Raw genomic sequence first — 19,622 nt, 5'->3', positions numbered from 1 at the left:
GTCAGGACTTCCCTTCGGAGGGGCGTGCGGGGGGATCGGCGGGGCCATCGGCGGGGGCGGCGGCGTCCGAGGGGGCGTCGGGCGCGTCCGGGAGTTCGTCCACGTCGACGCCGGTGACCTGGGACAGCTCGTGCTTGAGCGCGGCGAGTTCGGCGCCGCCCGCCATGTGGTTGGTGAGCTGTTCGAGGCTGACCTCGCTGCGGTCGGCGGAGAGTTCCAGGGTGCCCAGGCGCAGCACGCTGAAGTGGTCGCCGACCATATAGGCGTGGTGCGGGTTGTGGGTGATGAAGATGACGCCGAGGCCGCGGTCGCGGGCGGCGGCGATGTACTTGAGGACCACGCCGGACTGCTTGACGCCGAGGGCGGCGGTGGGCTCGTCCAGGATGAGCACCCGGGCGCCGAAGTAGACGGCGCGGGCGATGGCGACACACTGGCGCTGGCCGCCGGAGAGGGTGCCGATGGGCTGTTCGAGGTCGTCGAGGACGATGCCCATGTTGCGCAGCTCCTCGTCGGCGGTGCGCTTCATCCGGGCGATGTCGAGCCGGCGGACCGGCCAGGGTCCCTTGGTCATCTCGGAGCCGAGGAAGAAGTTGCGCCACACCGGCATCAGCGGCACGGTCGCCAGGTCCTGGTAGACGGTGGCGATGCCCCGGTCCAGGGCCTCGCGGGGGCTGCTGAAGCGGACGGGCCCGCCGTCCACCAGGAACTCGCCCTCGGTGTGCTGGTGCAGCCCGGAGATGATTTTGATCAGGGTGGACTTGCCCGCCCCGTTGTCGCCGAGGACGCAGGTCACCCGGCCGGGGTGGACGGCGAGATCGACGCCGTGCAGGGCGCGGATGTTGCCGTAGGACTTGCCCGCTCCGCGCAGTTCCACGATCGGGCGGTCCTGGGCGGGCGGGGAGTCGGGGAGGACGGCCCCGTGGGTGCCGGCGGCGTTGCTGGTCATTTCTTCCGTCACCTCCGGGTCGCCGTACGGCTGACCCACAGATTGATGAGCACGGCCCCGAGCAGCATCACACCGAGGAACGCCTTGAACCAGTCGGGGTTCCACCCGGCGTAGACGATGCCCTGGTTCACCATGCCGAACATGAAGGCGCCGAAGACCGGGCCGATGGCCGAGCCGTAGCCGCCGGTGAGGAGGCAGCCGCCGATGACGGCCGCGGCGATGTAGATGAGTTCCTGGCCGACGCCCTCACCGGACTGCACGGTGTTGAAGGAGAACAGGTTGTGCATACCGATGAACCAGGCGCCGAGGCCGACCAGCATGAACAGGGTGATCTTGGTGAAGGTGACCGGGACGCCGACGGCCCGCGCGGACTCCTTGTTGCCGCCGACGGCGAAGATCCAGTTGCCGTACCGGGTGCGCAGCAGGACCCAGGTGGCGAGGGCGGCGAAGACCAGCCACCACACGACGGTGATCTTCACCTCGACGCCGCCGACGTCGAAGGACGAGGCGAAGAGGGCCTTGGCCTGCTCGAAGCCGTCCATGTTCGAGATGTCGTCGGTGGCGACGTTGCCGGTGACCCATTTGGTGACGGCGAGGTTCACGCCCTGGAGGATCAGGAAGGTGCCCAGGGTGATCAGGAAGCTGGGCAGTCCGGTCTTCACCAGCATCCAGCCGTTGAACGCGCCGACGGCGAGCGAGACCACGAGGGCGGCGATCACACCCACCCAGATGTTCATGGTGAGCTGGTAGCTGAGCATGCTCGCGGTGAGCGCGGAGGTGATGACCGCGACCCCGGCGGACAGGTCGAACTCGCCGCCGATCATCAGCAGGGCGACCGGCAGCGCCATGATGCCGATGGTGGACGCCTGGTAGAGGATCGTGGCCATCGAGCCGCCCTGGCGGACCGAGGGCGCGGCGATCAGGAAGAAGACCAGGACGGCGACGGCGCCGAGGAACACCCCGACCTCGGGCCGGGCGAGCAGCCGCAGGGCCAGCGGGCGCTGCCGGGTGCGGCCGTCGGCGGGGCGTGGGCCGGGGACCGGCGGTGTGGTCACCGCCGGTGCGGCCTGCGGGGTCGTACTGCTCATCGGGTGCCCTTCTCGGCGAACTGGGCGACGGCCTCGACGTTGGACTGGTCGACGAAGGCCGGTCCGGTGAGCACGGGCTGCTCGCCGCCGCCGCTGTAGTTGCCGTTGTTCTTGTAGAGCCACAGTCCGTCGACGGCGAGGTAGCCCTGGAGGTAGGGCTGCTGGTCGACGGCGAACGCGATGTCGCCCTTCTGGATGGCGCCGGTGAGCTGCTTGTTGAGGTCGAAGGTGGCGACCTTGGCCTTGCTGCCCGCCTCGTCCACCGACTGCACGGCGGTCAGCGCGAACGGGGCGCCGAGGGTGACGACATGGTCGACGGCGGTGTTCTCGGTGAGCTTGGCGGTGATGGTGGCCTTCACGGACGGCATGTCGGTGCCGTTGACGTTGAGGATCTCGGTGGTGCCGGAGAAGGTCTTCTTCACCCCGTCGCAGCGCTGGGTGAGTCCGACGTTGCCCTGCTCCTGGATGACACAGACCACGTTCTTCGCGCCGTCGTCGTTGAGCCGCTTGCCGAGCGCCTCACCGGCCACGGTCTCGTCCTGGCCGAAGAACTCCATCAGGCCGAGTTCCTTCCAGTCGCTGAGCCCGGAGTTGATCCCGACCACGGGTATCCCGGCCTCGCGCGCCTTGGCGATGACCCCCTTGAGGGCGTCCGGCTTGGCGAGGGTCACGGCGATCCCGTCGACCTTCTGGTCGATGGCGTTCTGCACCAGGTTGGCCTGGTTCCCGGCGTTGGGGTCGGCGGAGTAGACCAGCTTGACGTTGTCCTTGTCGGCGGCGGTCTGCGCGCCCTTGCGGACGATGTCCCAGAAGGTGTCGCCGGGCGCCTGATGAGTGACCAGGGCGACGGTCATCCGGGGGGTGGTGGCCTTGCCCGCGCCGGTGCCCTCCCCCGCCGTCTCCTCGGCCTTCTTGCCGCCGGAGCCGCTGGAGCAGCCGGCGAGGACGAGGGCCGCCGCCGCGGCGAGCGCGAGGGCGGGGGTGATTCTGCGGGTGCGAGAAGAGCGGTCCATCGTTGCTGCACCTCACTGTGCGGCCGGGGAAAGGGCGGGGTGGGACGGGCGGGTTCCGCGCAATCCGCCGGGCTCCGTGGAACCCGCGGGGTTGTCCAGAACCCGCTGACCGGGATGCACCCGGTGCCCGGGATCAAATCCGCTCAGGCGCCCGCTGTCAATACTTTGTTAGGACATCATTGCAGAACAAGGTCCGAATGTAAGTACAAACCATTGACAGTGCCCGCTTCCGGCACTAGACCTGACCCCACCAACGACCGCCTCACTAGGAGGTGCCCGTGGCGACGACCGGAGCCCCGCCCGTCTCCGCCCTCGCTTCCCTGGACTTCACGCTGGACCGCGCGAGCCCGGTACCGCTCTACCACCAGCTCGCCCAGCAGTTGGAGGCCGCCATCGAACGCGGTGAGCTGCCACCCGGCAATCTGCTGGGCAACGAGGTCGACCTCTCCAGCCGCCTGGGCCTGTCCCGCCCCACGGTCCGCCAGGCCATCCAGTCCCTGGTCGACAAGGGCCTGCTGGTCCGCCGCCGCGGCGTCGGCACCCAGGTCGTCCACCGCAAGGTCAAACGCCCCCTGGAGCTGAGCAGCCTCTACGACGACCTGGAGGCGGCCGGACAGCAGCCCACCACCCGCGTACTGCGGGGCGAACTGGTCCCCGCCCCCGCCGAGGCGGCCACCGCCCTCGGACTGCCCGAGGGCACCCCGGTCACCCTGCTCGAACGGCTCCGGCTGACCCACGACCTCCCGGTCGCGTTCCTCGTCAACTACCTCCCGGCGGACCTGCTGCCCCCCGACCCGCCCCGGCTGGAGACCACCGGTCTGTACCGCGCGCTGCGCACCGCGGGCATCACCCTGCACAGCGCCCACCAGACCGTCGGCGCCCGCTCCGCCACCCCCGAGGAGGGCGCCCTGCTCGACGAACCCGCGGGCGCGGCCCTGCTCACCATGAGACGCACCGCCTACGACGTCACCGGCCGCCCGGTCGAGTACGGCACCCATATCTACCGGGCGTCCCGCTACGCCTTCGACTTCCAGCTCCTGGTACGGGGCTGAACGGGGTTGTACCGAGTTTTATGGGGCCAGCGGGCCCGGTCCGGTTCAGTGCGCCGCGTCGAGCCGGGCCAGCTGGTCCGCCGTCAGCTCCAGCTCCACCGCCGCGAGGTTCTCCTCCAGTTGCGCCAGGGAGGAGGCCCCGGCGAGCGGCAGCACCGCCGGTTCGGCGGCCAGCTGCCAGGCCAGTACCACCTGGTTGAGGGTGGCGCCGGTCTCCCGGGCCACCTCCCGCAGCACGGCGAGCCGTACCGGGTTGCCCGGGTGGTCGTAGTCCGCGGGCAGCGGCTTGTCGTCCCGGGTGTACGCGCCGGCCAGCAGCGGTGAGTAGGCGACCAGGGTGAGGCCGGGCTCCGCGCGCAGATAGGCGGCCAGTTCGGGCCCGGCGTGGCCGAGGCTGCCCTGCGGGAACATCGGGGTGGGCACGTCGTAGCGCGGGCGCAGCAGGCTGTGCTGGTACTGGAGCACCTCGTAGCCCGGCAGTCCGGCGGCGGTGGCCAGCGCGCGGGCCCGCTCCACCCGCCAGATGGCGTGGTTGCTGACCCCGAGCAGCCCGACGGTCCCCTCGGCGACCAGCTCAGCGAACCCCTCGACGGTCTCCTGGAGCGGGACGGTCCGGTCCTCGACATGGGCGTAGAGCAGATCCAGCTTCGCCACGCCGAGCCGCTCCCGGCTGCGCTCGGCGGACTCCCGGATCACCTTGGCGGACAGCCCCTCGGGGTTGTCGACGTATCCGGTGCCCGGGGCGAGCGGCCGGGCGCCGAGCTTGGTGGCGACGACGATCTCCTCGCCCACTCCCCGGCTGCGCCGCCAGCGGCCGATGACCTCCTCGCTCTGGCCGCCCTGTCCGCCGTCCTCCCAGTAGGCGTAGGCGTTCGAGGTGTCGATGAAGGTGCCCCCGGCCGCCACGTACCGGTCGAGGATCGCGAAGGAGGTCGCCTCGTCGGTCCGGGTGCCGAACAGCATGGCGCCGAGCGCGAGCACGCTCACCTCACGGCGGTGGGCGGGGTCGGTGCCGATCGTGCGGTACTTCATGGGGTTCCTTCCCTTTCGAGCCTGGTTGTCCGGGCTCGAAAGGGAGTCTCGGTGTTGAAGCGCACTTCAGGTCAAGGCGGTTCGTCACGCGGGGGGTGCGAAGGGGCCGTCCAGCGCCGCCCACTGGAGCAGCATGATCGTCTTGGCGTCGGCGATCTCCCCCGAGCGGATCATCTCCAGGGCCCGCCCGAAGGGCAGTTCGAGGATCTGGATGTCCTCGCCCTCCTCGTCCAGCCCACCGCCCTCATGGGTCCGGGTCGAGGCCCCGTACTCGGCGGCGTAGAAACTGACCCGCTCGGTCACCGATCCCGGGCTCATGTACACATCGAAGACATGGCGGACCTCACCGATGGTGTGCCCGGTCTCCTCCACCACCTCACGCCGTACGGCCAGTTCGGGATGCTCGTCCTCGTCGTCGAGCAGCCCGCCCGGTGTCTCGATCAGCATCCCGTCGGGGTGCCCGTTGACATACACCGGGAACCGGAACTGCCGGGTGAGCAGCACGGTCCGCCGCTCGGCGGAGTACAGCAGCATGGTGGCGCCGTTGCCCCGGTCGTGCGTCTCACGCTGCTGACTGCTCCAGGAGCCGTCGGCCCGCTGGAGATCGAAGGTGGTGGCCCGCTCCACGTACCAGTGGCTGGACAGCAGCCGTACGTCCCGCACCCTGACCCGGGGATTGCGGTCGAGGTCCAGTCCGGTGCGGTCCAGTCCGGTACGGCCACGGCTGTCGGGGGTGTCGGCACCGGCGGTCATCGGGCACCCGCCCCGCGGGCCGGGACCGGGACAAGGGCTTGGTCATGATCCATGCCCGCTTTCTAGCATCCGGAGGTGACGCGAGCGGCCCCGCCCGACCGGCGGGAACCGGCCGCGGCCCGGTCGTCATACGACGATGCAGGTCATCGCGGCCCACAGCAGCGGGGAGTCCTCGACCCGGCCGTGGGCGCGCCACCGGTCGAGACGCTCCTGCTGCCAGCGGGCGATCCGGCCCACGGGGTCCGCGTCCTCATGTGCGGCGTCCACGGCGACGATCGCGTCCGAGAGCGGGCGCACGGACGCGGGGACGCCGGCCAGCTGGTGGTACGCGAAGCTGGTGGGGAGGGTCCAGCGGGTGGCGGTGACCAGTTCGGCGCCGTTGTGGAGCATGGCCGTGGCCAGGCCGAACGGTTCCGCGAACCGCAGATCGCCGCCGCTCTCGCAGCCGATCAGGGCGACCCGTGGCGGGGCGGGCCACACATGTGCGCCCGGTTCGCCGTCGCCGCGCAGGGGCAGGGTGCCGAGCAGCAGGTCCTTGGCGGACAGCGGGCGGTGCGCGCGGACCGTCCCGGTCAGCCCGGTGGTCTCCGCCCCGCAGCACAGATGCAGGGTGCCGTCCTCGCTCTGCCCGCCCGCCACGGGAGCGCCGCTCACATGTCCGACGTACAGGAGCCTGCGCGCGCCAGCGCGGAGCACCCCGCCGAGCCAGTCGCGGTCGAGGTCGGTGCGGCGGAAGAACTCCGCGGGGGTGGCGGGGGACGGCTGGACGGCGCCCGTGTCCAGGTGGCGCCGGACGAGGTCGAGCAGTGCGGGGTCCGCACCGGGCGGCCCCAGGACCGAGCCGAGGGGGGAGTCCGCGCGGAAGCCGGGGACGCGGGGGTCGAGGACGAGGACGACCGGGGTGGGGGGTGGGGCTGGGGCCTCGGTGGGGCCGGTTCTTGGCGGGGGCGCGCCCCGACGGTCCGTGGGGCCGGGGTGCGGCGGGGCCGCGCCCCCACCGTCGGTGGGGCCTGGCTGAGCCGGGGCCGCTCCCCCGCCCTCCGCCGGGCCGCCGGGCTGCCTCGGCGTCGCTCCCCCGCCGTCGGTGGGTATGCGGCGTCGCAGGGATGTCGGCGCGGTGGTCACCACGTCCGCCAGGTCCAGGAGCCGGGTGCCGGAGTCGTCGACGGCCAGGAGTTCCCAGGGGACCTGGGCGACCCGGGGGGACGGCTGGACCCGTACCAGGGGACGTCCCACGCGGTCCGCCACCTGGCGGAGCTGCCCGGTCAGCCCCTCCGGCCAGAGCGCCTGGCCCAGCGTCCGGGCGAGCCGCAGCTCGGCGCCGGGGTCGGTCAGCGCGCCCGACGCGAAGGCGCGGCGTATGCCCGCCCCGCCCGCACCGAGGCCCGGCAGTGCCTCGGCCAGCTCCCGCACCGCCGTGTCGACCTCGGCGGCGGGCCCGTACCCGGTCCCGTACCCCTCGACGCCACCGGCCCAGATCCACGTCATGTACAGGTCCCCGGCGTCGGCCAGCCGGACCTGGACCACCGGTCGGGCGGGCAGTGCGGCGGTGTCCCAGAACGGGACCTCCCGCTCGTCGACGATCCGCCGCCGGTAGCGGTGCTCGGCGGTCGCGATGTACTCCTGGAGCGCGACCCGGCCGGAGTCCGCCGACACCTGGACCCTGGGCGGCGGTGCGACCCGCAGCCCGGCGGAGACGGCGGCCTCGGCGGCGAACCCGCCGAGCGTCAGGGCGCCGCCGCGCCCGCCGTACGCCTTCCTGGCGGGGTCGGGGAAGACCGGCGGGCGGGACATCGGGGGCATCGGGGCGGGGGCCGGGTCGAGGGCCAGGGCGGCGCCCGCGCAGCGGTGTTCGACCAGTTCGAAGAGGAGCCCCTGGTCCTGGCGGCGCAGGGCGAGCCGGAAGGCCAGCCCCAGGGCGTCGTCGGCGAGTTCCAGCCACTGGGCACGGGCGTGGGCGGTGGCGAAGTCGTGGCGGGCGGCGGCGAGGGCGAGTGCGGCGGGGAGGGCGAGGGAGAGTGCGGTGTCGACGAGCGCCCGCTCGTGGTCGCCGTGGTCCGTCCGGTTCAGATGGTCCTCGAGGGCCCGCGCGAGGAGCAGGTCGGCCTGCGCGCACCGCTCGTGGATCGCGCGCGCCTGGTAGACCTCCCGGGCCTGCTGGACCAGCCGGTTCATCTCCTCGGCGGCACCCCGTTCATAGGCTTGCTGGGCGCCCATCAGCAGACTGTCCGCGGCGGCGACGGCGGCACCGAGCCGCTCGAACCGCTCCAGGCTCGACGCCACCAGGTCCCGCGCCCCCGCGGAGTCGCCGCGCAGCGCGGCGAGATGGCTGCGGGCCTGTTCGCAGGCGGCCAGGTCACCGAACCGCCGCTGCTGTTCGAACAGGGCGGACGCCTCGGCGAACAGCTCCTCCGCCCGGTCGAGTTCGCCCCGTTCCATCGCGAGGAACGCGCGGTGCGCGAGCATCGTCCGCCCCTGATGGGCGTCGCCCAGGGCACGGAAGCCGTCCTCGGCTCGGGCGAAGTAGTCCTCGGCGGCGTCGTAGCGGCCGGTCGTGCAGCAGATCGAGCCGAGCGCGGTGAGCAGGGCGGGGAGGGTCTCCGCGGCGGTCGCGGGGGTGGTGGACAGGAGCAGCGTGGCCTGTTCCTCGGCGGTGCCCCACTCACCGCGCGCCATCAGCAGCAGGACGCGGTTCAGACCGAGTTCGGCGGCGCGCAGCCCGTCGGGGTCGGTGAACTCGGCGAGGGGGGCCGTGGCCTCGTCCAGACAGGCCAGGGCCTCGTCCAGGCGTCCGGTGCCGTTCAGCACGGCGGACCGGGCCGTGATCGTCCGCAGCAGGATCTCCAGCCACATCTGACGGCCCCGGGGACCCATCGGCTCCGCCGCGACGCTGTCGAGCAGCGCGCGGGAGCGGTCGTTGGCGTCCTCGGCCCCGGGCAGGTCCGAGGCGGCGAGGAGCACGCTCGTGAGGTCGGCCAGCAGATGGGCGCGCAGGAACCGGACGTCCGGGACGTCCTCCAGGGACTCGGCGGCGGTGAGCAGTTCGCCGTACAGGGCGCGGGCCGACTGGAGGTCGGCGGCCATGTGGTGGGCGTGGGCCCGCGCGAGACCGGTGTCGAAGGGCTCGCCGTACAGCGGGACCGGTGGGATGCCGGCGGTGTCCGTCATGTGTGCGTCGTCCCTTCCGGGGTGGCCCATGGGTCAGTAGTCCTGGGCGGTGGCGGCGAGGATCTCGGCGAGGAACGGCCCGGTCGGGCCCTCATGTCCGCCGTCCCCCGGGTGCCCCGGTCCGCCGCTCGGCGTGTCGTCGCTTCCGGCCGCCGACGCGGTCGTCAGGCGGTGGTGGGCGAGGGCGCGGATCGCGTCCCGGTCCGCGCGGGTCGTGGGACCGGGGCCCGGGTCGAACCCGGGGAGCAGGACATGGACGTCGACACGCGGCGCCTCCGTACGCCCCGCCGTGAGGTCCAGGTCCGCGCGGCCGGTCCACAGGTCGTCCCGCCGGGCGAGCGGCACGCGGACGGGGGGACCGCCGTCCGCCCGGACCTCCGCGACGAGGGGCGCCCCGGTGGCGGGGGCGGCGACATGGGCGACGACCTCGACCTCGATCCGCCGTCGCCCGCCCAGCGCGCGGGCGGTCCAGGACACGGCGTGCTCGGCGGCGTCGACGAGGCCGGGCGGGTAGCGGCGCCAGTCGTTGGTGCCGGTCCCCCGGGCGATCACCCGGCCGCCCCCGGCGGAGTGATCGCCTGCGGCGAGGGCGTAACCGGACGGCTCGGCGAAGAGGGTCGCGAGGTCGGTCCATGCCCAGGGACCGGGGTCCGGACCGGCGTCGAGGGCCGAACGCAGCCCGCGCAGGGCCGGGCCGTCCTGTCCGGCGCAGTCCGCCGCGGCGTCGATCAGCCGCAGCACGGCGTCCAGGTGGCGGGCCGTGCCGGACGGCCGCGGTGCCGTGCGCCACCAGTGGAGGAGCGGATCGAGTGCGCCGCCGTGTTCCTCGATCAGTTCGGCCGCGCAGTCGTCGGGCTGGTCGTCGTGGTCGTCGAAGAGCTGCTGGCAGCGGTGGGTGAGCGCGGCCGACTCCAGGCCCAGCACGTCCGGTTCGAGCGCCCCGATGCCGTCCGGGTACGACGCCGGCCACCAGCGGGCCGCCCAGTGCGCGTGGCCGAGCCGGGCGGCGGCGCCCGCGAGGGCGGACGGGTCCGCGGCGACGGACACGCCGGGGCGCGTTCCCGGCGCGCTGTGGTGCACGGCTGCGGCGACGCGTTCGCCGTACACCGCCCACAGCCAGTGCTGGGCCCGCCCCACGTCATGGATCCGCGCCGTCGGCAGCCGGGGCGCGCCGAGCACGGACCAGGTGACGACGGCTCCCGCGGCGTCGAGCACGGAGCGGGTGAAGTCGGGCGCGCGGTCGGACTCGGCGGCGGGGGCGGCCTCCGGGACGGCCCCAGCTTCGGTCACGACCCTGGGGGTGACATCGGGCGCGCGGTCGAACCCGGCGGGGGCGGCCCCTGGGACGGCCCCGGCTTCGGGCACGACCATGGGGACGACCGTCACCGTGCCGTCCGCCTCCCGCGTGACGCGGACGACGTGCCTAGCGTCCCCGTCCCTCCCGTCGCCGTCCCTCGCGTCCCCGGGCCTTCCGTCCCCGGTCATCACGCGCTCCTCGGTTCGGCCGTGTCCAGCGGGCCCGGCGGCGCCGACAGGGCGCGCAGCGCCGCCCGGACGCGGGCGCGGTGGTCCATCATCACCGAGCGGGCGACCCCGTCGAGGACGCTCCACGCCGACGCGAGGTCCGTCAGCGGCGCGCCGCGCACGTCCCGCCCGTGCAGCCGCACCCAGAGCCGCCGCATGTAGGCCGCCCACGGCGTGCGAAGGTCCTGGGCGAGGGCCTCCAGGGGGCCGCCGTCCGGGTCGGGTCGGGCGGAGACGGTCATCCGGCGGGCGCGCAGCACCGACGCCTCCCGCCGCCAGCGGCTGTTGACGGCCCGGTGCGCCGAGGTCCGCCCGGTCCCGGCGGCGCCGGTGCCCAGCGGGTCGAGGCCGAGGGCGAGCACACCGCCGAGGACGACGGTGACGCGCAGGCTCTCGTCGTACAGCCCGAGCGGCGCGCAGGCGCGGCCGGTCTCGCGGGCCACCAGCTCCGGGACAGGCGGCAGTTCCTCACGCCGGGCGGACGACTGGAGCACGACGAACAGCCGCTCGAAGAGCGTGCGGTCCAGCGGTGCGGGCAGCGTGGCGGTCGAGGCGCTCCGGCCGACCTCCGGGCGTGGCGGCACCGGGTGCGCGGTCAGCCCGAGGGACGCCGGTGGCCCCTCGACACGCCCGAGCCCGCCCTCACCGGTCCACAGCTCCACCCCGAACCGTCCCCCATGTCCCGCCTTGACCATCCGCCCGTACGCCGATAGGTCCCCCAGGTCCCCGGATGCGGCGGCACAGGCGTCCAGGGCATCGAACGCGAGCGCGACCATGCCGTCCAGGACACCACCCTCGGCCGCCGCACCGCCCCCGGCACCCCCTCCCGCCCGCCGGACCCGGCCCTCCCACCGCTCCGCCAGTTCCGCGGCGAGCCGCTCCCGTCGGCCGGTGTCGGCGAGATGGTCGCGCAGCGCCTCCACGGTCCGTCCGCCGCCCGCCTCCGCCACCTCCAGGACGACCGCCTCGGCGACCGCCAGCGCCGCCGCGCCGTCCGGCGGGTCCGCGGCGTGCTCGACGGCCAGTTCGAAGCAGCGCTGGAAGTAGAGATCCTGAGGATGGCCCGCGACGACGCCCAGCGCCCGGCGCGCCTTCTTGAGCAGCGTGAACCAGCGTGCCGTGGCCACGAGTCCCGGGCCGGACTCCCGGATCAGCGCGTCGAGGCGGGCGGCGTCCTCGTCGCCGAGGAAGTCCACGGCGAGTTCGGGCCGCAGCGCGGGCCGGACGATCAGCGGCAGCACGATCAGTTTGACGGTCCGGGTCAGGGGCGCCCCGCCGGGACCGCTGAGCGGTTCGAGCCCGGGACCGAGGCCGCGCCAGGCCCGGTCGATGACCAGAGCACGTGACCGCAACCCGGCACGCGCGGCGCTCGGTGCGGGCGGACGGCGCGGGGGCGGCGGCATGCGGGGAGCGTACGTCGTCCCCGGGCGGGCGGGCGAACCTGGGATCGGTAGGCGCCACCGGGCCGCCTACCGTCCCCTCTGTGCACCGCGTCGGCTCACCACAAGGAGAAGCGGTCATGGGAATCTTCGGGAAGCGCGGCCGGAACCGCGAGCAGCAGGCAGCCGAGATCGCCGAGCAGGTGGCGAGCGGCAAGGGCTTCTACGGCCGTAGCGCACGCGCGTTCCTCGGTCGGGAGGACTTCGCCCGGGTCCAGCAGTCGTTGGGCACCTACCGGTCGGGCCAGGACGTCCAGCGGCTGCTGGCCGCGGGGGCGCACACCGTGCCCGCCATCGTGGTGTCGCTCGCCGACACCGGCCAACTCATCAACCACGACCCGGTGGTCGACCTGGTCGTCCACCCGCACGGCGCGCCCGCGCCGATCACGCTGCGCACCATCGTCTCCAAGCTGCGTGTCCCGCGCCCCGGCGACCAGGTGTTCCTGATCGCGGACCCGGACCAGCCGGGCGCGTATCTGTACGCCGGGGACGGCGTGGCCCGGTGACTCCGGGCGGCCCGCACATGTCCCGGACACAGCGGAAGGCCGGTCTCGGATGGCTCCGAAACCGGCCCTGATCTGCGACTCTCACGAGTCGGGACGACAGGATTTGAACCTGCGACCCCTTGACCCCCAGTCAAGTGCGCTACCAAGCTGCGCCACGTCCCGCCGCGCCGCCCGCAGTGAGCTGTGGGATGGCGCGGGCAGTACTTTACCCCACTCCCGGGGGCGCCCCGCGCGGGTGATCGCCGACAATCGTCGTATGGAGCAGCGCGGCAGGACCGGCGGACGTGACCGCGACGACGAGGGACGGGCCCGCAACGCCCGCCCCCGGGACGGACTGGGCCGACCGCTGCCGTACGGGACGCCCGGGGTGGCGCGGCAGCCCGAGGGGGTCGTGAGATCGCCGGAGCGGACGGTCGCCGAGGCGCAGGCGCTGCTGGACGCGGGGAAGCCGTTCCACGCGCACGAGGTGTTCGAGGACGCCTGGAAGTCCCGGCCGGACGGCGAGCGCGGGCTGTGGCGGGGGCTCGCCCAGCTCGCGGTGGGGCTCACCCACGCCGCCCGTGGCAATCCGACCGGCGGTGCCCGGCTGCTGCGGCGCGGCGCCGACGCCGTCGAGGAGTGGGCGACGGTGTCGGGGCGTACGGCGCCGTTCGGGATGGACGCCACCGGGCTGGTCCGCTGGGGCCGGGACCTGGCGGCGGAGGTGACACGGGACGCGGCGAAGGTGGACGCGGTGGAGCGGGCGCCACGGCTGAGGGGGTAGACGGCCGGGCGGGTGGGCGGCTCTAGGGGGAGCTGCCCTGGGGGCCGGGGGGGGCCGGGCGGGTACGCGGCTCCGGAGCCGTCCTGGCGGCCTGGCGCGTACCCGGCCTTCGGGGATGAGCCGTCCTGGCAGCCGGGCAACGGGGAAGGCGGCCGGGACATCTCCGCGCGGAGATGTCCGGAAGGCCGGGCGCGCCGAACCCGCCCCGTACCGCCCGGGATCGGATTGTCAGTGCCGTACGGCAGACTCGACGGCGTGCGAAGGATTCATGTCATCGGTATCGGTGCGGGCGACCCCGAGCAGCTCACGCTCCAGGCGGTGCGGGCGCTGCGGGGCACGGATGTGTTCTTCCTGCTCGACAAGGGGGCGGCGAAGGCCGATCTGACCCGGCTGCGCAGAGACATCCTGGACACCCACATCCCGGAAGGCACCTACCGGCTGGTGTCGGCCCCGGACCCGGAGCGGGACCGCGCGGCGGGCGGCGCCGCGTACGCACCGGCCGTCGAGGACTGGCGGGGCGCGCGGGCGGCGCTCTATGAGCGGCTGATCGCCGAGGAGCTGGGCGAGGACGAGAGGGGGGCGTTCCTGGTCTGGGGCGATCCGGCGCTGTACGACAGCACGCTGGGGATTCTGGAGGAGGTGCTGGAGCGCGGCTCCGTCACCTTCGCCTACGACGTGGTGCCCGGCATCAGCAGCGTCTCGGCGCTGGCCGCCCGGCATCGCACGGGGCTGAGCGGAGTGGGCCGCCCGGTCCAGATCACCACCGGGCGGCGGCTGTCCGGGGGCTTCCCGGAAGGCGTGGAGGACGTGGTGGTGATGCTGGACGCCCACCAGGTCTTCCGCCGGTTCGCGGACGAGGACGTCGACATCTACTGGGGCGCGTACATCGGGACGCCGGACGAGATCCTCGTCTCCGGGCCGATCGCCGAGGCCGCGCCCCGGATCGAGCGGCTGCGGGCGGAGGCGCGCGAGCGCAAGGGCTGGATCATGGACACGTATCTGCTGCGGCGCAGACCGGGAAAGCCGTCCGGCGACCCGCGCTAGGCGCCCCATCCGCGCGGGGCTAGGCGCCCCATCCGCGCGGGGCTGGGCGCCCCACCCGCGCGGGGCTGGGCGCACCATGCGAGCGGGGCTGGCCGCACCAACCGGGCGAGCCCGACCCCGCCGCCGGGCGAGCCGTGGCGCCCCATCCGCGCGAGCCCGCCCGCCCCACCCAAGCGGGCTTGGCCCCGCCACCCGGGCAAGCCCGGCCGCGCCACCCAAGCGGGCCTCGGCGCCCCCCGGGCGAGCCATGCCGCCCCACCCGCGCCCCCGCTGCCCGCCCCACCCACGCGGGCCGTCCTGGCGTGCGGCGACCGGGCCCCGGTGTGATCGTGGCCCCGTGACAGTCGCCGAGGAGACCGCCCCGACCGAGGCCCAGCCGCCCGTGCTCGACAAACGGCGCCGCAATGTCGTCTTCGTGACGGTCATGCTGGGGGTGCTGCTGGCGGCGCTCGACCAGACCATCGTGGGCACGGCCCTGCCCACGATCGTCTCGGACCTCGGCGGTGCCGAGCACATGTCGTGGGTGGTCACGGCGTATCTCCTCGCGGAGACCGTGGCGACCGTGCTGGTCGGCAAGTTCGGTGATCTGTTCGGCCGCAAGGTGGTCTTCCAGGTCTCGGCGGTCGTCTTCATCACCGGCTCGTTCCTGTGCGGTCTGGCGTCCAACATGACGCTGCTCATCCTGTGGCGCGGTGTGCAGGGCATCGGCGCGGGCGGGCTGATGGTGACGGCGATGGCGCTGATCGCCGATGTGATCCCGCTGCGCGAGCGCGGCAAGTACCAGGGCGCGATCGGCGCGGTGTTCGGGGTGGCCACGGTCATCGGGCCGCTGCTCGGCGGGCTGTTCACCGACCATCTGACCTGGCGCTGGGCGTTCTACATCAATGTGCCCATCGCCATCGCGGTCGTCGTCGCCGCGGCCCGGACCATCCCGGTGGTGAAGTCGGCGTCCCGGCCGGTCATCGACTATCTCGGCATCGCGCTGGTCGCGGTGGGCGCGAGCGCGCTGATCCTGGCGACCAGTTGGGGCGGCAACGAGTACGCGTGGGGCTCCGGCGTCATCGTCGGGCTGTTCGCGGGCGGGGTGGTGGCGCTCGGGCTGTTCTGCTGGGTGGAGACCCGGGCGGCGGAGCCCATGCTGCCGATGCGCCTGTTCGGCAACCCGGTGTTCACGGTGTGCTCGGTGCTCAGCTTCATCGTCGGCTTCGCCATGCTCGGCGCGATGACCTATCTGCCGACCTACCTCCAGTACGTCGACGGCGACTCGGCGACGATCTCCGGGGTGCGGACGCTGCCGATGGTGTTCGGGCTGCTGATCGCGTCCGTGTTCAGCGGCAGCGTGGTGAGCCGGACCGGCCGGTACCGCGTCTTCCCGATCGCCGGGACGCTGGTGATGGGATGCGGGCTGTACCTGATGTCCCTGATGGGGCCCGGCACCGGCGTCTGGCTGGAGTCGCTGTACATGTTCGTGCTGGGCACCGGCATCGGCCTGGGCATGCAGGTGCTGACCATCGCCGTACAGAACACCGTCGACTACGCCGACCTCGGCACCGCCACCTCCGGGGGCACCTTCTTCCGCACCCTGGGCAGTTCCTTCGGCACCGCAGTGTTCGGCACGATCTACACCAACTCCCTCACTCCCAGGCTCCAGGACGGCATCGCCTCCGCCACGGCCACCGGCACCGCCGATCCGGCGGCCGTCGGCCACGCGGCCACCAGCCCCGAGGGACTGCACCGGCTGCCCGTCGAGGCGGCGGCACCGATCATCCAGGCGTACGCCGACACCATCCAGACCGTGTTCCGGTGGACGGTGCCGGTCGCGGCCCTCGGACTCGTCGTCGCCCTGTTCCTCAAGCAGGTGCCGCTGCGGGACAGCGCCCGGCTCTCCTCGACCGACATGGGCGACGGTTTCGCCCAGCCGCACGACGCCGACTCGCAACGGGTCCTGGAGGCGTCCGTCGGCCGGATCATCAGTTCGACCGATCTGGACACCGCGCGGCGGCTGGTACTCGACTCCGACACCCGGCTCGACCCGGCGGGCGCGTGGGCGGTGATGCAGGTGGAGCTGTTCACCCGCATGGTCGGCCACGCCAGCCTGGGGCTGATCGCGGCCCGCCGCCACATGCCGCCGGAGGTACTGCTGCCGGTCTTCGAGCGGATGGTGGCGGAGGGGTATCTCAGCCGTCATGGCTCGCTGTTCCAGCACACCGAGGCCGGTGCCCGCGAGGCCCAGGTGATCACCCGGGCCTGGGCGCACTGGCTGGAGCGGCGCGTCCAGGCCGACATCGGCCGCCCCACCGGCAAGGAGCTGAGAGCCGCGGTCGACACCATCGCCAAACGTCTGCTGGTGGAGGACCTGAGCCAGGTGCTCCCGGCGGGACCGGCGAGCCGGCGGGAGCCCCGTACGGCGACGGTGTGACCGACGCGCGGGTCAGCAGCCGTACGCACACCTCGGGGTCACGCCAGTCCCCGACCCCCTTCCCACCACCCCACCGCCTCCGCCACATCCCCCACCACGACCGCCCCCGCCGGCAGCTCCGGCCGGTCCACCACGATCACCGGCACCCCCACCGTCCGCGCCGCCACCAGCTTCGCCGCCGTCGCCGCTCCCCCGCTGTCCTTGGTCACCAGCACCTCGATCCGCCGTTCCCGCAGCAGCGCCACCTCCTCGGCCACGGTGAACGGCCCCCGCGCGAGGACCACCTCCAGCCGCGGCGGCACCGGCGGCTCGGGCGGCTCCACCGACCGGACGACGCAGCGGACATCGGTCAGACCGGCGAAGGCGGCCAGTCCGAGCCGTCCGGTGGTGAGCAGCGCACGGCGGCCCAGCGCGGGCACCAGCGCGGCGGCGGACTCCAGGGAGGGGACCCGGTGCCAGCGGTCCCCGTCCTCCCGTACCCACCCGGGGCGCCGCAGCACGGCATACGGAACGCCTACCTCCGCCGCCGCCCGTACCCCGTGGGCGGTGATCCGCGCGGCGAAGGGATGGGTGGCGTCGATCACCGCGTCCACGGCGTGCTCCCGCAGCCACCGGGCGAGTCCCCGCGCGCCGCCGAACCCCCCGGTCCGTACCTCCCCGGCGAGCGCGCCGGGCCGGGTGACCCGCCCGGCGAGGGAGGTGGTGACCCGCAGCCCGGGGCGGGCGCCCAGCAGCGCGGCCAGCTCACGCGCCTCGGTCGTACCGCCGAGGACGAGGAGGTGCGCGGACAGCCGAGAGGACATGGACCGAGCAGACATGGACCGAGCGTACGGCCCGCCTCAGTGCCCTCCCCCGCACGCGAAACCGCAAGCGGCACAGCCCACCGACCCGGCCCCGCAAACGGACCCCGAGGACCGACCCCGAGCCGCTCACGTCAGCAGCAGCTGCACCCCGCCGATCACCGTCGCCGCGATCACCAACTGCTCGAACAGCCGCTGGTCGATCCGGTGCACCGCCCATTTCCCGATCACCGCGCCCGGCACCACGAACGCCACCAGCGCGGCGTCCAGCAGGAGCGACCGTGCGTCGATCAGCCCCAGCCCCACACTGAACGGCACCTTCGACACATTCACGATCAGGAAGAAGAACGCCGACGTCCCCAGGAAGCCCAGCTTCCGGAATCCCGCCGACAGCAGATACATCGCCATCACCGGACCCCCGGCGTTGGCGACCATGGTCGTGAATCCCCCGAGCACTCCGTACGACCGCGCCTTGATCCGCCCCGTCCGTGTCCGGATCTCGTCGGGGTCGGACTCCCGCTCGCCCTCCCGGCGCCGTCGCCACACCGTGACCGCCGCCATCAGCAGCAGGATCGCCCCGATCGACGTCCGGACCTGGGCGTCGTCCGCCCACATCAGATAGACCGTGCCGACCACGACCCCCGCCGCCACCGCCGGGAACAGCCGCCACAGCGTGGGCCAGTGAGCGTGCCGCCGGTAGGTGAGCACGGCCAGCACATCACCGGCGATGAGCACCGGCAGCAGGATGCCGGTCGAGGCGCGGGCCGGCAGCACCGCCGCGAAGATGGCGAGACTCACGGTGTTGGCGCCACTCACCGCGGTCTTGGAGAAGCCGACCAGGAGCGCGGCGACGGCGAGCGCCGCGAACTCCCAGCCGGATATGTGCCAGAGCGTCATCGTGTCCATGCGGACACCGATGCTAGGCCCACGCAACTCCCCGAAGTAAGGAGCGTCCACCGCACGTGACCCTGATCACGCCCGCCGGGGACGCCCCATCGAACCCCGCCACACCCCGTCCACGCGTGGCCGAAGACCGACTCCGAACGACCGGCGCACCGTGCCAGACTGCGCCGGAACGCCTCAGGACCCCGCGCCGAGCCAACCCGAGCACCGGAACCAGCCAGCACACCGAGAACCCCCCGTACACCCCGTACACCCCGTACACCCCGTACACCGAGCAACGAGGAGCGCCCCTTGACCGGGACCGAGCCGACCGGCCCGCTGATCGACACGACCAGACCCCACCCCGCACGGGTGTACGACTGGTTCCTCGGCGGCAAGGACAACTACCCGGTCGACGAGGAACTCGGCCACCGGATCATGTCCATCGACACCGGTGCCCCACGAGCCGCCCGCAGCAACCGCTGGTTCATGCAGCGGGCGACCCGGCTGCTGGCGCGACAGCTCGGAATCAGCCAGTTCCTGGACATCGGCTCCGGGATACCCACCGAGCCCAACCTCCACCAACTGGCCCAGGCCGTCACGCCCGAGGCGCGGATCGTGTACGTCGACAACGACCCGATCGTCCTCGCGCACGCCGCCGCCCTGCTGCGCGGCACCCCGCACGGGAAGACGCACTACGTCCAGGCGGACGCCCGGGACCCGCGCCGGATCATCGACCAGGCCGCGCACACCCTCGACCTCGACCGTCCCGTGGCCCTGTCCCTGATCGCCCTGCTGCACTTCATCGCCGACGAGGACGGCGCCCACGACCTGGTGAGCACACTGCTGGACGCGCTGGCGCCGGGCAGCTTCCTCGTCCTGTCCGCGCTGACCGCCGACTTCGAGCCGGAGAACGTACGGCGCGGGATCGCGGCGTACACGGCGGGCGGGGTCACGCTGGTGGCGCGGTCGCGGAGCGAGTTCGGCGCGTTCTTCACGGGGCTGGACGTGATGGCGCCGGGGATCGTGCCGCTGCCCGCCTGGCATCCCGAACTGGCCGAGGACGAGTCGGACATCGGCGACGGCCCGATCTCGCTGTACGGCGCGGTGGCCCGCAAGCCCTGACGGCGGGCACACGGCACCGGGTCATGGCGACCGGCCGTGTCGACCGGCCGGGTCGTCAGGGCCGGGTC

At 73.4% G+C, this 19,622-nt stretch carries 16 protein-coding genes and 1 tRNA gene; 6 read left to right on the top strand and 11 right to left on the bottom strand.

Annotated elements, in window-relative coordinates:
* Position 1: 1 nt before the first annotated feature.
* The 3 genes from AB0D49_RS06165 to AB0D49_RS06155 are packed head-to-tail and all read right to left on the bottom strand — an operon-like array spanning position 2 to position 3,047.
* Positions 2–946, bottom strand: coding sequence for an ATP-binding cassette domain-containing protein (locus AB0D49_RS06165; protein ID WP_362751487.1), 945 nt, complete (start codon positions 944–946; stop codon positions 2–4).
* An 8-nt stretch (positions 947–954) separates the two neighbouring features.
* Complete coding sequence (locus AB0D49_RS06160; RefSeq protein ID WP_362751484.1) at positions 955–2,034, bottom strand: ABC transporter permease; 1,080 nt, start codon at positions 2,032–2,034, stop codon at positions 955–957.
* Complete coding sequence (locus AB0D49_RS06155; protein ID WP_362751481.1) at positions 2,031–3,047, bottom strand: sugar ABC transporter substrate-binding protein; 1,017 nt, start codon at positions 3,045–3,047, stop codon at positions 2,031–2,033. Before AB0D49_RS06155 ends, AB0D49_RS06160 begins: the two co-directional genes overlap by 4 nt.
* Positions 3,048–3,325: 278 nt before the next feature.
* On the opposite strand from AB0D49_RS06155, the gene AB0D49_RS06150 reads away from it, so the two are divergent.
* On the top strand, positions 3,326–4,099 hold the full coding sequence (locus AB0D49_RS06150) for a GntR family transcriptional regulator (RefSeq protein ID WP_362751478.1): 774 nt from the start codon (positions 3,326–3,328) through the stop codon (positions 4,097–4,099).
* 45 nt (positions 4,100–4,144) lie between these two features.
* On the opposite strand, the gene AB0D49_RS06145 is transcribed toward AB0D49_RS06150, so the two are convergent.
* The 5 genes from AB0D49_RS06145 to AB0D49_RS06125 all read right to left on the bottom strand — a co-directional run bounded on the left by AB0D49_RS06145 (position 4,145) and on the right by AB0D49_RS06125 (position 11,979).
* Complete coding sequence (locus AB0D49_RS06145) at positions 4,145–5,131, bottom strand: aldo/keto reductase (protein WP_362751475.1); 987 nt, start codon at positions 5,129–5,131, stop codon at positions 4,145–4,147.
* Positions 5,132–5,215: 84 nt separating this feature from the next.
* Positions 5,216–5,884 (bottom strand): NUDIX domain-containing protein, encoded by a 669-nt coding sequence (locus tag AB0D49_RS06140; protein ID WP_362751472.1) that lies wholly within the window; start codon positions 5,882–5,884, stop codon positions 5,216–5,218.
* A gap of 126 nt (positions 5,885–6,010) precedes the next feature.
* Positions 6,011–9,052 carry a tetratricopeptide repeat protein gene (locus AB0D49_RS06135; protein ID WP_362751469.1) on the bottom strand — a complete coding sequence of 1,014 codons (3,042 nt, stop codon included), beginning with the start codon at positions 9,050–9,052 and terminating at the stop codon, positions 6,011–6,013.
* 33 nt (positions 9,053–9,085) lie between these two features.
* Complete coding sequence (locus tag AB0D49_RS06130; RefSeq protein WP_362751466.1) at positions 9,086–10,537, bottom strand: hypothetical protein; 1,452 nt, start codon at positions 10,535–10,537, stop codon at positions 9,086–9,088.
* The gene (locus tag AB0D49_RS06125; RefSeq protein ID WP_362751463.1) at positions 10,537–11,979 is read right to left on the bottom strand and encodes a hypothetical protein; all 1,443 of its coding nucleotides are present in this window, start codon (positions 11,977–11,979) and stop codon (positions 10,537–10,539) included. The genes AB0D49_RS06130 and AB0D49_RS06125 overlap by 1 nt, the downstream gene beginning before the upstream one ends.
* 116 nt (positions 11,980–12,095) lie before the next feature.
* Between AB0D49_RS06125 and AB0D49_RS06120 the strand changes: the two genes are divergently transcribed.
* The gene (locus tag AB0D49_RS06120) at positions 12,096–12,521 is read left to right on the top strand and encodes a hypothetical protein (RefSeq protein ID WP_362751460.1); all 426 of its coding nucleotides are present in this window, start codon (positions 12,096–12,098) and stop codon (positions 12,519–12,521) included.
* A gap of 88 nt (positions 12,522–12,609) precedes the next feature.
* Here AB0D49_RS06120 and AB0D49_RS06115 read toward each other — a convergent pair.
* Positions 12,610–12,683, bottom strand: a tRNA-Pro gene (locus tag AB0D49_RS06115).
* Positions 12,684–12,777: 94 nt separating this feature from the next.
* Here AB0D49_RS06115 and AB0D49_RS06110 point away from each other — a divergent pair.
* The 3 genes from AB0D49_RS06110 (at position 12,778) to AB0D49_RS06100 (ending at position 16,747) form a co-directional block, all read left to right on the top strand.
* Positions 12,778–13,284 (top strand): DUF309 domain-containing protein, encoded by a 507-nt coding sequence (locus AB0D49_RS06110; protein ID WP_362751456.1) that lies wholly within the window; start codon positions 12,778–12,780, stop codon positions 13,282–13,284.
* Between the two features lie 255 nt (positions 13,285–13,539).
* Positions 13,540–14,328, top strand: a complete 789-nt coding sequence (gene cobF / locus AB0D49_RS06105) for a precorrin-6A synthase (deacetylating) (protein ID WP_362751454.1) — start codon at positions 13,540–13,542, stop codon at positions 14,326–14,328.
* 337 nt (positions 14,329–14,665) lie between these two features.
* Positions 14,666–16,747, top strand: a complete 2,082-nt coding sequence (locus AB0D49_RS06100) for an MDR family MFS transporter (protein ID WP_362751452.1) — start codon at positions 14,666–14,668, stop codon at positions 16,745–16,747.
* Between the two features lie 38 nt (positions 16,748–16,785).
* Here the strand turns inward: AB0D49_RS06100 and AB0D49_RS06095 are convergent, their stop codons facing one another.
* Together AB0D49_RS06095 and AB0D49_RS06090 are read right to left on the bottom strand one after the other, a co-directional pair.
* Complete coding sequence (locus AB0D49_RS06095) at positions 16,786–17,538, bottom strand: cobalt-precorrin-6A reductase (RefSeq protein WP_362752105.1); 753 nt, start codon at positions 17,536–17,538, stop codon at positions 16,786–16,788.
* Between the two features lie 138 nt (positions 17,539–17,676).
* The gene (locus AB0D49_RS06090; protein ID WP_362751449.1) at positions 17,677–18,453 is read right to left on the bottom strand and encodes a sulfite exporter TauE/SafE family protein; all 777 of its coding nucleotides are present in this window, start codon (positions 18,451–18,453) and stop codon (positions 17,677–17,679) included.
* Positions 18,454–18,741: 288 nt separating this feature from the next.
* Here AB0D49_RS06090 and AB0D49_RS06085 point away from each other — a divergent pair, with 288 nt between their 5' ends.
* Positions 18,742–19,554, top strand: coding sequence for an SAM-dependent methyltransferase (locus AB0D49_RS06085; RefSeq protein ID WP_362751446.1), 813 nt, complete (start codon positions 18,742–18,744; stop codon positions 19,552–19,554).
* The last annotated feature ends 68 nt before the right edge of the window (positions 19,555–19,622 follow it).

Source organism: Streptomyces sp. NPDC048290 (assembly GCF_040652095.1).
GTDB lineage: Bacteria > Actinomycetota > Actinomycetes > Streptomycetales > Streptomycetaceae > Streptomyces.
The sequence above is the reverse complement of the archived record's forward strand: the minus strand, read 5'-3'. Positions and strand labels throughout refer to the sequence as shown.